9 protein-coding genes and 3 pseudogenes are annotated in these 12,218 nt (G+C 56.8%); 7 read left to right on the top strand and 5 right to left on the bottom strand.

The window, feature by feature from the left end; translation table 11 throughout:
- Positions 1 to 133: 133 nt before the first annotated feature.
- Together BW686_RS09150 and BW686_RS09145 are read right to left on the bottom strand one after the other, a co-directional pair.
- A complete protein-coding gene (locus BW686_RS09150) occupies positions 134 to 1,078 on the bottom strand; it encodes a methyltransferase (protein ID WP_084916009.1) in 945 nt (314 codons plus the stop codon).
- Positions 1,075 to 2,523, bottom strand: coding sequence for an iron-containing redox enzyme family protein (locus tag BW686_RS09145; protein ID WP_084916008.1), 1,449 nt, complete (start codon positions 2,521 to 2,523; stop codon positions 1,075 to 1,077). Before BW686_RS09145 ends, BW686_RS09150 begins: the two co-directional genes overlap by 4 nt.
- Before the next feature lie 209 nt (positions 2,524 to 2,732).
- On the opposite strand from BW686_RS09145, the pseudogene BW686_RS26435 reads away from it, so the two are divergent.
- Positions 2,733 to 2,898 (top strand): annotated as a pseudogene (locus tag BW686_RS26435) (DUF4142 domain-containing protein); the annotation flags it as partial.
- Between the two features lie 89 nt (positions 2,899 to 2,987).
- On the opposite strand, the gene BW686_RS09135 reads toward BW686_RS26435, so the two are convergent.
- The 3 genes from BW686_RS09135 to BW686_RS09125 all read right to left on the bottom strand — a co-directional run bounded on the left by BW686_RS09135 (position 2,988) and on the right by BW686_RS09125 (position 4,763).
- Entirely contained in the window at positions 2,988 to 3,485 is a 498-nt protein-coding gene (locus BW686_RS09135; RefSeq protein WP_084916007.1) for a YciE/YciF ferroxidase family protein, read from the bottom strand.
- 106 nt (positions 3,486 to 3,591) lie between these two features.
- On the bottom strand, positions 3,592 to 3,789 hold the full coding sequence (locus BW686_RS09130; RefSeq protein ID WP_084916006.1) for a hypothetical protein: 198 nt from the start codon (positions 3,787 to 3,789) through the stop codon (positions 3,592 to 3,594).
- Between the two features lie 80 nt (positions 3,790 to 3,869).
- Complete coding sequence (locus BW686_RS09125) at positions 3,870 to 4,763, bottom strand: manganese catalase family protein (protein WP_084916005.1); 894 nt, start codon at positions 4,761 to 4,763, stop codon at positions 3,870 to 3,872.
- A gap of 425 nt (positions 4,764 to 5,188) precedes the next feature.
- Between BW686_RS09125 and BW686_RS09120 the strand changes: the two genes are divergently transcribed.
- The 6 genes and pseudogenes from BW686_RS09120 (at position 5,189) to BW686_RS09105 (ending at position 12,201) form a co-directional block, all read left to right on the top strand.
- The gene (locus BW686_RS09120) at positions 5,189 to 5,413 is read left to right on the top strand and encodes a DUF6555 family protein (RefSeq protein WP_007244962.1); all 225 of its coding nucleotides are present in this window, start codon (positions 5,189 to 5,191) and stop codon (positions 5,411 to 5,413) included.
- A gap of 425 nt (positions 5,414 to 5,838) precedes the next feature.
- Positions 5,839 to 6,999: pseudogene (locus BW686_RS27445) on the top strand (methyl-accepting chemotaxis protein); the annotation flags it as partial.
- Complete coding sequence (locus tag BW686_RS27440; protein ID WP_373270995.1) at positions 7,000 to 7,869, top strand: methyl-accepting chemotaxis protein; 870 nt, start codon at positions 7,000 to 7,002, stop codon at positions 7,867 to 7,869.
- Between the two features lie 181 nt (positions 7,870 to 8,050).
- A pseudogene (locus BW686_RS27665) lies at positions 8,051 to 9,070 on the top strand (methyl-accepting chemotaxis protein); the annotation flags it as partial.
- A gap of 39 nt (positions 9,071 to 9,109) precedes the next feature.
- Positions 9,110 to 9,973 (top strand): methyl-accepting chemotaxis protein, encoded by an 864-nt coding sequence (locus tag BW686_RS27660; protein ID WP_444860435.1) that lies wholly within the window; start codon positions 9,110 to 9,112, stop codon positions 9,971 to 9,973.
- Between the two features lie 473 nt (positions 9,974 to 10,446).
- Positions 10,447 to 12,201 carry an ABC transporter permease gene (locus BW686_RS09105; RefSeq protein ID WP_084916002.1) on the top strand — a complete coding sequence of 585 codons (1,755 nt, stop codon included), beginning with the start codon at positions 10,447 to 10,449 and terminating at the stop codon, positions 12,199 to 12,201.
- Positions 12,202 to 12,218: the final 17 nt, after the last annotated feature.

The raw sequence follows: 12,218 nt of genomic DNA, 5'->3' as shown, positions 1-12,218 counted from the left end.
TGGGTCAGTAGCTAGCCCGGAACGCGGCCAGTGTCAGGCTCATCACAAGTCTTACCGAGAGGCTGCTGGCTGACCAATGCCCGGTTCTTATACGCGCTGTATCAGCGAGCTATTGTCAGCAATAACGCCAGCCTCACGCTCGGCGGGTCACGACCAGCTCCACCGCTGCAATACGGTCCACGTCCTCATACCCGTCTTCCAGCAATTCTTCGCCAAACACATCCGGGTCCAGTTCGCGATAGGTCCAGGCCAACGCCGCATGATTGATATCACCACGTACTGCTTCAAGGAACGGATCATGCTCGCCGACCATCGCTACCCCGGTGTACAGCACCAGCGAACCACCGGGTGTAAGGCGATCCAGCGATTCGCGCAGGATACGGACAGACAGGTCTGCGCCCAGTGCGTCACCGCCGTGGCGATAGGCTCGGCGTTTGGCGTCTTTCATGTACGGCGGGTTGGCGACGATCAGGTCAAAAGTGCCGGTTACGCCCGAGAGGATATCGCTCTGGCAGCACTCCACGTTTTCCAGCCCGGCCACCGCCGCGTTGGTCTGCGCGAAGTGCAGTGCCTTGGGGTTGATGTCGACGGCATAAACCTGAGCCTCAGGACGCGCCACCGCGATCAGCAAAGCGCCCGCGCCGGTACCACAGCCGATGTCCACGGCGCGGTTGATGGAGTGCGGCGTGTCGTGAATGTGGCGATTGATGGACTGTGCAAAGCGATAGGTATCAGGCCCGAAGAAGACCGAGTCTTCATCCGAGGTCGGAAACGCAGAATGCATCAGCAGCAAATCGTTCAGGCTTGAAAACCTGATCCGGCTCTTCAAGCCGTCGTCGTTACGCTCCAGAACACCGGCTTCGAGCAAACCTTGAGCCTCTGCCACAGGCAGCATGGACTCCGGTATCAGGCGGCTCCAGCCGAAAACATCTCGCAGCGAAGCGGCAATACGATTTTCCGGACGCTGATTGACGCGCTCGTGAGTGAGCGGCGTGGGTGTGATGAAGCGATAGCCGCTGGCTTTGAGGCGTTGCGCCAAGGCAATCAAGGCGGCGCGGTCAGGTAATGAAGCACTCATGCATGCACTCCTGTCATTCGCTCGGCCATGCTGCTGACAAACAGGCGAGTCGCGTGCAGTCCTGCGGCCGTTGCGTGCCTGGCCGGAGACATACTCTCGATGAGCGTGGACATCTTTTCGGACGCCGCCGCGGCCTCGAGTTTCATGTGCAATTCGCGTACGTCCGGATCAATGTCCGAGGCAGGACGGGTAAGCGCTGGTGCTGGCTGAGCACCGGTTTGAACGTTGCGAAAGCGTGAACGAAACGCCTCTGGCAGGCGTTTGCCAGTGGCTGGCTGGGCGCTGCCGTCCGACAGCCAGTCGCCCGCAATCCAGTCATGCACGAGTTGTTTTTCGTAGCCGTTGAATACCCCGAACATCGGAGCACCTGCGCCTTCGAACAGCTTCCAGAAGCGACTGTGGATGGGGTCTTCGTGGCGCTTGATCCAGCCACGGTTTTCCAGCACGGCCAGAAACTCCGGAATCTGATCGGGCGCTGCGAGCCATTCATTGACGGTCTTGCCGTCCAGACGGCAATAGTCCGAGTGCATGTGCTGACCGAAGGTCCGCTTGCGCTCGAGCATGGACACGACTTCCTGCTCCAGGTCGAACGACTGGATCACGGCGGTGGAGCCCATTCCCAGTTCATTCAGCCGGTAACCGTTGGCGACACGACGATAAAACTCGTCGCGTTCCTGTCCAACGGGCAGCAGTTCGATAACGCTCTGTGCGGCCTTGCGGGCATGACCGGTGCTGGCGTTATCGATGGTGACGTGCAACGTGAAGTAATAAGGGTCGATCCCCAACTCATTCAGTTCAAACGACGTGATCAACAAGTGCAGGGGCAATTGTTCGTAGCCCAGGTTGTAGCCAATGACCTCCGGCAGGTACTGCGCGCTCAGTTGCCCCAGCGACAGCTGGACGGCGCCTTGCAGATAGGCTTCATCGGGCAATGGGGCGCTGGTGTCGCAATCCAGGTCGGCGAGCAGTTTGCGATACAGCGATACGTGATTCTGCGCCTGTTCACCATCGCCCAGCTCTTCCAGATACGTGCGGATCAGGCCATGAAAACGGTAGTCCGCCCAATGTGGCAACAGCCCGTATAGCCATGCGCCGTCGACCAGTTTTGCTGGCGCGACATGCTGGATGAAATACATGGCCTGAGCCTTGTTCTTGAAAAAACGCCTCGGTTGACCTGTCCGACGTTGTTCCAGGTACTGCGCATATTGATCGGCGACGACCGTCACGTTCTGCTCCATCCATTGTTCAAGCGCCTCCGGCTGAGCCGGAAGGTCGCAGTTTTCCCGCTCTGCTCGAGCCAGGCAATGGTTCAGAAACGTGACCGCGTCATGTTGATGTTCTGGAGCTCGCTCGTTCATCCATGATTGATAGATGATTTTTGAACGGACTTCTTCAACGACGGTATTGACGACGGCAGTGCCGTTCATCACTTGAAGAGACGTCATGAAAATCGTACCTCAGCAGTTGAAATCGCGATGGACGCGGTCACGAATAACGTTCTGTTTTTTATAAAGCGCAGGGAAGTGAGTGCTGCGCCCCCCAGAAAATTCAGCGTATTTTGCAGAGGGCCGATAGATGGCGATTGTGCTCATTACAGAAAGGCGAACACAGGAGGCGGAAGGCAGCGTTCTGTTTTTATAGGCGCAGGCGCTGCCCCATGCTGATGGACAAAGGCAAGGCCATGATTCTGGAAATGCGCGGGGAGTCCTTCGACCAGGCGTTTGCAAAAGCGACCTTGCCAACACTTGGAAGAACATTTGGCGCATGCCAAGAAGCTGGCAGCTGCGCACGGTGGCGATGCCGCAAAAAAAGTGACCTGACCGCACTCACGTGACGTGAAGATGCCGCATGACCCAAAACGCTCTTATGAGGGATTGGGCCATGCGATTTTTATGTGCCTGTATATTGATTACTTTTTGGAAGTGGCTGCCTGCGCGCCGCCTTGTTTGGCGATGGCTGTCAGTTTCTCATCAGCGCCTTTTTCTTCTGCCAGTGTTTCACTCAACAACTTCACAGCCTCTTTCATATTCAGATGTGTGGCCATGGCGATGAGTGTGCCGTAAGCGGCGATCTCGTAGTGTTCGACTTTCTGGCAAGCACCGATCAACCCGGCGTCCAGAACTTCGCCTTTCTCGATCTCATCCAGCAACTCTTTGCTTTCTTCAATCAGGCCTTCCATCGCTACACACTTCATGCGCTTGAGTTTCAGGCCCTCAGCTTCTACCAACTGATCAATTCGCTCGATCTGCCCATTGGTTTCTTCCAAGTGTTTCTCGAACGCTTGAGCAAGCAGGGGATTCGTCGAGGCGCGCGCCAGCTTCGGCAGCGCTTTGGTAATTTGCTTCTCGGCGCTGTAAACATCCGACAGTTCGTGGATGAACAGGTCTTCTATCGTTGTACGAGCCATGCAGATAATCCTTTTTCGCAGATGAAGTTATCCACAGGCGAGGCTGAAGTTCAGCCCCGCTTGCAGGTGTTCAAAGGGCGTAACAGTGCAACTGGAGGCGTTGTAATCAGCGCTTGGGCAAATTGTTATCGAGCAGCGTTCCAACGCCGAAGACCTGGATGGCCATGACCACCTGAAAGCCTCTGCGCGCCAGGAGCGCTTGTGCTTCGAAAGCACGAAGCCCGTTGACGAATACTTTGTCTGTCAGTGCATGCTTGAACTCGCCATCAGGCGAGAGGTGCTTGCTGGAACGTGTTTGCTTCATGATCCTTTCTCCTGATCGCGATGTCAGAGTGCTTCTTGAAGGACGGCCCTTAGAAGGGCAATCCCTACAGATAAAAGCAGTTAAATATCTTTGCCCTGAACAAAACCGGAGCCAAGGTCAGCACCGGTAATGGGATTGGACTTCGGATCCGACTTGGTCCGTTCTGCCAACATTTGCAGAGCCTTTTCATCGTCGGCACTCAGCGTCACAGACGCAGAACCATCACCGCCATCGACTGCCGGCTTTGGCGACTCAACGAATTCCCACTCTTCGCCCTCGTTCCACGGGCCACGTATAGTTGGCTCACTTGGTTCACCGTGGGACATGTTGTAAAACTTGTTGGTGAACTCCGGCATGCCGGGCTGTTTTCCCTGCGGGAAGTTGGGCTGAATGGCGTGCAGGGCTTTTTCGAAGGACAACTGGTGAGCGATCTCGCGCGTCATCAGGAAGCCCAGCGCTTCTTTCACGCCCGGATCATCCGTGACGTTCATCAAGCGTTCGTAAACGATCTTGGCCCGTGCCTCGGCCGCGATGTTAGAGCGGAAGTCAGCCGTTGGCTCACCAATAGTGTCGATATAGCACGCGGTCCACGGCACACCGGCCGAATTGGTCAGCGGCGCGCCGGCACCGTAAAGCAGGCTGGTGATGTGTGAGTCGTTGCCGTTGCCATTGATGGCGCGGTACAGATCACCTTCTTTTTCGGTGCCTTCAGCCAACTGGCCTTTGGCACCCTTGTTGAGCATGACGATAATCGAGCCTACGATTTCGAGGTGGCTGAGTTCCTCGGTGGCGATGCTCATCAGCAAATCTTTACGGCCTGGATCATCTTCGCTCAGGCCTTGCGTGAAGTAACGTCCGGCGGCAGCCAGCTCACCTTGCGCGCCACCGAATTGTTCCAGCAGCAGATTGGCAAGCCCTGGATTGGGGCGAGCTACACGAACGGTATATTGAAGGCGTTTGTTATGAATGAACATGTCGTTTCCTCAGGCTTTGTCTCTTGGGAAGCGTTAACCCATATGAATGGGCTTGATTCAACGCAGTCACTGGGTAGGAGAGGGGAAGCCTGTGAACGTTGCTCATAACTTTTATTTAATGGGATGAGCGGTGCGAAAGACTGAGTTCAATAGAATTTCCACATTCGTGTAAAACCACTGTGTTTATAATTTATAACGCAATCGCCCGGAGACAGGCCTTCACAGCCTGTACGGACGCTGATGATAAAAAACTCGAAAAAAGTCGTTATAAACAAAGTCTATTAGTTAGTGTGGATGCTGATCCATCCATTTGAATATGCGTGCAAGGTGGCTACATGCTATCACTTAAATGATGGTGTTAATATTTTGAATTTTTTGAAAACGCTGCGATCTGTTTTTCGAGTCGACAAAGCAGGAGCAGCACAATGGCTGATGAAAAGCACTACCGTATCGATTACCTGCTGCATGGCAGTTACAAAACGTTCTATATAAGAGCGGGTGTCATGGACAATAAAGAGGCCTGGCACTGGGCATCGGTGGATGCGGGATTCGGTGCGATTCCCAAATACCGTTCTGATCCGGTACCCAAGCTGAGCAAACCCCAGGCTGAAAAGCTCGGGCTTTCGAACGTGGAATGGACCAGGGCGTGAAGCGTCCCCGGTTCACCGCGCTGTGACTCTCACCGTCGTGCGTTACGATGTCGCATGACGGTGAATGTAACCGATGCCTGCGGTTAATCGGCAAGCGACAACGCTTCCTCTTGCAGGCTCGCCGATCTGAAAACACTCGTTTGAATCAGCGCTGACGCCCGCGCGGCAACCCGCCTGCCCCCCATTCTGTCCCCCCTCCTTTTTTGCTTTGCTCACGTTTTATAGGGCTTTGCCGATAGCCCCGTTATGGAATGATGAGCTTCATTGAACTTCCCGAAAAGGCTTGGCTCTGAAGTGATGTCACATTGCCTCCATCTGAACGGGTGTGCCTGTTCGGCTTGGTAAAAACGACCCGGCACCTGTCGCGATGCGAAGAAAGGAGTTCTTTTTACCGTACCAGGCTCCCCTATCAAAAAGAGAACAGCATGAACATTCTTTCGCCTGGTATTTACCTCACCAATCGCCTGCGCTTCCCTGCCAAATTCGCTGTCCTGGCGATCATCATTGCCATACCGCTAATCGTTCTCGGGCTGCGAGTCTTCAATAGCCTGAACGCAAGCATCGATTCCATCTCGCAGGAACGCGTTGGCCGTGAGTACCTTCAGAGTGTGACGCCTGTTCTGCGGTTCTCCATGCTGCAGCGCGCGCTCACCAACCGCCTGCTCTCCGGCGACGCCTCTGCCGCTCAAGACCTGGCCAACAACCGTACGCAACTTGACGCTGCTTTTAATAGCCTGGCTGATATGGATGCTCGCCAAGGCGCCGCGCTGGAAACGGAAAGTCGCGTACAGCGCCTCCGCGAAAGCGCCCGTTCACTGATGGACAGCATCAAACCAGGCGGTTCAGCGGACGACGCGTTCATTCAATGGAATGACCAGTTAGCCCAGACGCTCAATTTTATTTACTACGTCTCGGCCACCTCGGGCCTGGTGCTGGACGAAGACTACGCATCGTTGTTCCTGATCGATCTGAGCACCATTCGCATGCCCAGAGAAATCAACGTCTCTGGCCAGATTCGCGGGATTACGGCTGGCCTGAGTACCGGTCAGGGCCTCAGCGCAACCATGCGCGGCTCACTGGAAGGGCTGCTGAAGATCGAACTGCAATTTCGTAGCGAGCTGGAGCAAAGCATTCGTCTGCTGAAGCGCCGCGCTCCTGAGCTCGCGGGCCATATTGGTGAGTCTATCGGCACTGCCACCACGGCAATGGACGGTTTTCGCAGCGACCTGCAAGCCTACGTCAAGGGCACCAACTTCTCAGCGGAGCAAGGCCAGGCATTGAGCGCTCGAGGTAACGCAGTGGTATCAGGCCTTTATAAAGCTCAGGACGATATCCAGACTGCACTGCAAAATGAATTGAATGCTCGCTATGACGCACTGTTGATACAGCGCGAAGTGGTGATAGGCATGTGTGTGATCATGGGGCTGTTGCTGCTGTACGCGTTCTTCAGCATCTACCGCGCTTTGCGCATGGCCATCGACAGCCTGCTGGGTGTCACTCGCCGTCTGGCTGAAGGTGATCTGGGCGCTCGCGTGCAAGTAATCAGCAAGGACGAAATAGCCGATATCGGTAACGGTCTGAACCTGATGGCGGAGGCTTTTGCCAGTTCCATCTCGCACATGGACCGTACATCCTACGAACTGTCCGACGTGGCGGCACGATTGGGGACGTCCATCGGTCTGGCCAAACAGTCGATGAACGCCCAGCAGGCCGAAACCGAGCAAGTGGCCACGGCCATCAACGAGATGACCGCCAGCGTCGCCGACGTGGCGCAAAACACCGAAGGTGCTGCATCGGCTGCGGATGAGGCGAATACGGCCTCGCGTAATGGCCTGCGCATCATGCATCAGGCGCACTCGACGATTCAGGCACTGGCCGAAGAAGTTGAAGTCAGTGCTCAGAAGGTTCAGGCGCTGGCCTTGCACAGCCAGTCGATTGGTGGCGTTATCCAGGTGATCAGCACCATTGCCGACCAGACCAACCTGTTGGCGCTCAACGCAGCCATTGAAGCCGCGCGCGCCGGTGAACAGGGCCGCGGCTTCGCGGTGGTGGCTGATGAGGTTCGCACGCTGGCTTCGCGTACTCAGGCGTCTACCGAAGAAATCCGCACCATCATTCAACAGTTGCAAAGTGCAACCGACGCTGCCGTTCAACAGATGCAAGCCGGGCAGCACAAGGCTCAAGCCTGTATCAGTGCCGCCAGCGAGGCATCGGGCAGCCTGTCGAGCATCAGTCAGGGCGTGGAGCGCATCGTTGAAATGAACACTCAGATCGCCAGCGCCGCGGTGCAGCAGCACGCAGTCTCCGAGGACATCAACCGTAACGTGATGGAGATCCGCAACAGTTCCGGAACCTTGATGCTGGGTATCGATAACAACGCAGTGACCGCCGAAGAACTGGCGCGGGTCGCGAACGACATGCGCAACGTCGTGGCGCGTTTCAAGTTGACTGCCTGACATGATCGGGGGCTCATGGCCCCCGATTTTCCACCCGGATCAGCGGCCGAATGTTGATTCGCATTTTTTGATCAAGTTTTGCTCATCCCCTGCCGATAGCTCTAGCGCGCGGGTTTGCTGTCCATAAAAACAAATCTTCAGCTCCTACAGTGCGCATAAAAAAGCATATTCAGGAGATTTTATGAACAGCAGTTTTGCGAATATCAGCGTCAACATGAAGTTGACACTGGGCTTTGGGACCGTTCTTTTCTTTACTGCCATCCTTGCCTTTGTTGGCTGGACGAGCCTCGACAAACTCATCAACCGTACCGACAGAATCGGCGATATCGCCCAACTCAGCAGCAACCTGACCAACCTGCGGGTCGCACGCTTGCAGTACATGCTCACCGATGGCGATGAAACCGCTGCGCAAACCATGCAGAGCAAACTGGACGTCTTCAAGGCACATCAGCAGTCGTTGCTGAGCCGCTTCACCAACCCGGTCAACCTGAAACCGATGAGTGATCTGGGTGAAGTGACCCAAGACTACGAAGCATCGCTGAACAGCATGCGTGCGGTTTACCGGGACAGCATCAAGGCACGTGCCGGGGTCACTTCCAGTGCTGCCGCTGCGACTCAGGCGGTTGATGCGCTGAGCGAGTCTGTCACGCGCATGGACCCTTCGGACCCGACCCGTTTCGATCTCGCGCAGTTGGTCAATACGGCCCGGCAGAACGTGTTGCTCGTGGGCAATGAAGTTCGAGGCTATACCAACACGCCTGATGAGAAGAGCGAGAAAGCCGCGTTCCAGCAACTGGACGCTGCCCTGAGCCAGCTCGACATGCTCAAATCCGCTTTGGGTGCCAGCAATGGCGCGCAGGTTGCCCAGCTTGAAACGGCACTTCGCAGCTACCGTACTTCCCTCGACGCTTTCAAGGCAACGGCACAGACAGCGGGCGATGTTCGCAAGGACCTGACCAGTCAGGGCGCGACCATCGTCAAGCTGGGAGAGCGGCTTTACGGGCTGCAGATGCAACTGGCCAAGGCTGATACCGACAGGGCACGTGAGCTGCAGATGGGCTGCGTGGTGTTGGTCATGCTGCTGGGCATCCTTGCTGCTGTCGTCATCACCCGTCAGATCACCCGTCCGTTGCGTGACACGATGGCAATCGTCGAGCGCATTGCTTCCGGTGACCTGACGCACACCGACGCCATCACCCGACGTGACGAGCTGGGCGTGTTGCAGCAAGGTATCCAGCGAATGGGCACCACCTTGCGCGAGCTGATTTCCGGTATTCGCGACGGCGTCACGCAGATCGCCAGCGCGGCTGAAGAGCTGTCGGCGGTCACCGAACAGACCAGCGCCGGGGTCAACAGCCAGAAAGTCGAGACCGATCAGGTCGCCACGGCGATGCAGGAAATGTCCGCCACTGTTCATGAAGTGGCGCGCAATGCCGAACAGGCATCCGTTGCGGCCTCCGATGCCGACCAGCAGGCTCGCGATGGCGACAAGGTCGTAGGCGAAGCCATTGATCAGATCGAAAAACTGGCGGCCGAAGTGGTTCGTTCGTCCGATGCGATGAGTGTACTGGAGCAGGAAAGCGACAAGATCGGCAAAGTCATGGACGTGATCAAAGCGGTTGCCGAACAGACCAACCTGCTTGCGCTCAACGCCGCCATTGAAGCGGCGCGAGCCGGAGAGGCGGGACGCGGTTTTGCCGTGGTCGCCGACGAAGTTCGTGGTCTGGCTCAACGTACCCAGCAGTCCACTGAAGAAATCGAAGGCCTGGTCGCTGCGTTGCAGAACGGTACTCGTCAGGTGTCGGGCATCATGCTGGGCAGCCGTGCGTTGACCGACAACAGTGTCGAGCTGACCCGCAAGGCCGGCACCTCACTGGAAAACATCACCAAGACCGTGTCGAACATTCAGGCGATGAACCAGCAGATCGCCGCAGCCGCCGAGCAACAAAGCTCGGTCGCGGATGAAATCAGCCGCAGTATCGTCAACGTTCGCGACGTGTCCGAGCAAACAGCAGAAGCCAGCGAAGAAACCGCAGCGTCCAGCGTCGAACTGGCCCGCCTGGGTGGCCAGCTGCAAATGATGGTCAGCCACTTCCGGGTGTGATGAGGGCTGCACACCAACGCAAAGTCCTGAACAGCCCGGAAAATGGGGCTTTCAGGCTTCTGCCCGTAGGGCGTGGGAGGGAGCTTGCTCGCGAAGAGGCCGTTACAGCCCCCGGAAATAGCGAGCTTGGACTAACGTTTTCGTGAGCAATGCGTATCGCCCTCCTGGTCCCTCAGGAATCTATACTTCGCCTGATGTGACAGTTTTAGCCCCGTTTTTCGGGGTCTTCCAGACGTGTGTATAACGCTGAGGCTCCAGCGTCGCACAACAGTTATAACGATACCTTGGTATATATAACCCATACTGACAGATAAACATGACCTACTTTTGCAGGTTATATCTATTGTTCAAATCCCTATAAGCTTTACCTCATTATCCGGCAGCCCTTCGTGCCCTTTATTTGTATTCGCTGAACGCCCGTCTGCTTATCAAGCCGGCTGGGCTGTGCCTGTGCAGCCGATTCGAGGTGAGCAATGCATTCTATATTTGAATTCGGTAAAAGCCTGCGGGCGCCCCGTTTTGTAAAACACGGCGCGCGTAATACCTATTGGGCCGATGCTCTGTGTCTGGCGCTGCTGGCGTTGTTCATCGGTCTGGTGCTGTATGGCGCGGGCCAGATGATGCAGCCCATTGATGTGCTGACTTCAAACCCGGTGAGTCTCGACCCCGCGCACTTGCCCGAGTACGCATTGCGCACCACGCTGCGCATGTTCATCGCACTGGCTGCGTCGTTGATCTTCACGTTTGTTGTGGCCACGCTGGCGGCCAAAAGTCGCAAGGCCGAACAGGTGATTATTCCTGCGCTGGATATTCTTCAGTCGGTGCCGGTACTGGGGTTTCTGACGTTCACGGTCACGTTCTTCATGGGCCTGTTTCCCGGTCGGCAACTGGGTGTCGAATGCGCAGCCATCTTTGCCATTTTCACCAGCCAGGCGTGGAACATTGCTTTCAGTTTCTATCAGTCGTTGCGCACAGTGCCGAGCGACCTGAGCGAAGTCAGCCGTCAGTTCGGCCTCTCGTCCGTGCTCCGTTTTACCCGGCTGGAACTGCCGTTCGCCATTCCCGGGCTGGTCTGGAACATGATGATGTCGATGTCCGGTGGCTGGTTTTTCGTGGTGGCCTGCGAGGCGATTTCCGTGGGTGACACCACTGTCAATCTGCCGGGCATCGGTTCGTGGCTGGCGCTGGCCATCGAGCAGAAAAACCTGATGGCCATCGCTTGGGCTGTGGGTGCAATGGCGCTGGTGATTCTGGCCTACGACCAATTGTTGTTCCGCCCGATTGTCGCGTGGGCGGACAAATTCCGCTTCGAGCAAACCGCTTCGTCGAAGCGTCCGCGCTCCTGGGTGTACAGCTTGCTGCGACGCTCTCGTGTGGCGCCTATGCTCGGCGCACTGCTGGCTGCTCCGTGGAAGGGGCTGATGCTGATTGACTGGCGTGTGCTGTCGACCGTCTGGAAGGTCAAGCCCACCCCAGGCGTTGCACGAGTGATCGACTACCTGTGGCTGGGGCTGGTCATGGCCGGATGCCTGGCCGGCAGCGTCTACCTGTTCCGGTTTATCGAGGCATCGCTGGGTTTGAGCGACATGGCCACGGCCTTTGGCCTGGGCCTGGCGACCATGTTGCGGGTGATCGTGTTGATTGTGATCGCCAGCCTGATCTGGGTGCCGATAGGGGTCTGGATCGGCTTGCGTCCGGTGTGGGCCGAGCGGTTGCAACCGGTTGCGCAATTCATGGCCGCCTTTCCTGCCAACGTGCTGTTTCCGTTTGCAGTGATCGCCATTGCCGGTCTGCACCTGAATCCGGACATCTGGCTCTCGCCGCTGATGGTCCTCGGAACCCAGTGGTACATCCTGTTCAACGTGATCGCCGGGGCCAGTGCATTGCCGACTGATCTGCGTGAGGCCGCCTCGATGTTCAACATGCGCGGCTGGCAATGGTGGCGTCGCGTGGCCTTGCCGGGGGTGTTCCCTTACTACGTCACCGGGGCGCTGACAGCCTCGGGTGGCTCGTGGAACGCCAGTATCGTCGCTGAAGCGGTGTCCTGGGGCGATCAGCATTTGCAGGCCGCAGGTCTGGGTTCGTACATCGCCAACGCGACACAGGCAGGGGATTTTCCACGCGTCGCATTGGGCATCGTCGTCATGTCGATCTTCGTGATCGCGTTCAACCGGTTGCTGTGGCGCCCGCTGTACGGGTTTGCCGAGCGACGTCTGAGCCTTGTGTGATTTTGTGTAAGGGAGGG

It is taken from the genome of Pseudomonas syringae (assembly GCF_002157375.1).
GTDB classification, from domain to species: Bacteria; Pseudomonadota; Gammaproteobacteria; order Pseudomonadales; family Pseudomonadaceae; genus Aquipseudomonas; species Aquipseudomonas syringae_T.
The sequence above is the reverse complement of the archived record's forward strand: the minus strand, read 5'-3'. Positions and strand labels throughout refer to the sequence as shown.

Bases quoted from the DNA above. Each gene is read 5' to 3' on its own strand.
- BW686_RS09130 (WP_084916006.1), bottom strand. From the start codon at position 3,789: ATGAAGCAAACACGTTCCAGCAAGCACCTCTCGCCTGATGGCGAGTTC.
- BW686_RS09105 (WP_084916002.1), top strand. From the start codon at position 10,447: ATGCATTCTATATTTGAATTCGGTAAAAGCCTGCGGGCGCCCCGTTTT.
- BW686_RS09135 (WP_084916007.1), bottom strand. From the start codon at position 3,485: ATGGCTCGTACAACGATAGAAGACCTGTTCATCCACGAACTGTCGGAT.
- BW686_RS09150 (WP_084916009.1), bottom strand. From the start codon at position 1,078: ATGAGTGCTTCATTACCTGACCGCGCCGCCTTGATTGCCTTGGCGCAA.
- BW686_RS27660 (WP_444860435.1), top strand. From the start codon at position 9,110: ATGGGCACCACCTTGCGCGAGCTGATTTCCGGTATTCGCGACGGCGTC.
- BW686_RS09125 (WP_084916005.1), bottom strand. From the start codon at position 4,763: ATGTTCATTCATAACAAACGCCTTCAATATACCGTTCGTGTAGCTCGC.
- BW686_RS09120 (WP_007244962.1), top strand. From the start codon at position 5,189: ATGGCTGATGAAAAGCACTACCGTATCGATTACCTGCTGCATGGCAGT.
- BW686_RS09145 (WP_084916008.1), bottom strand. From the start codon at position 2,523: ATGACGTCTCTTCAAGTGATGAACGGCACTGCCGTCGTCAATACCGTC.
- BW686_RS27440 (WP_373270995.1), top strand. From the start codon at position 7,000: ATGGCGGAGGCTTTTGCCAGTTCCATCTCGCACATGGACCGTACATCC.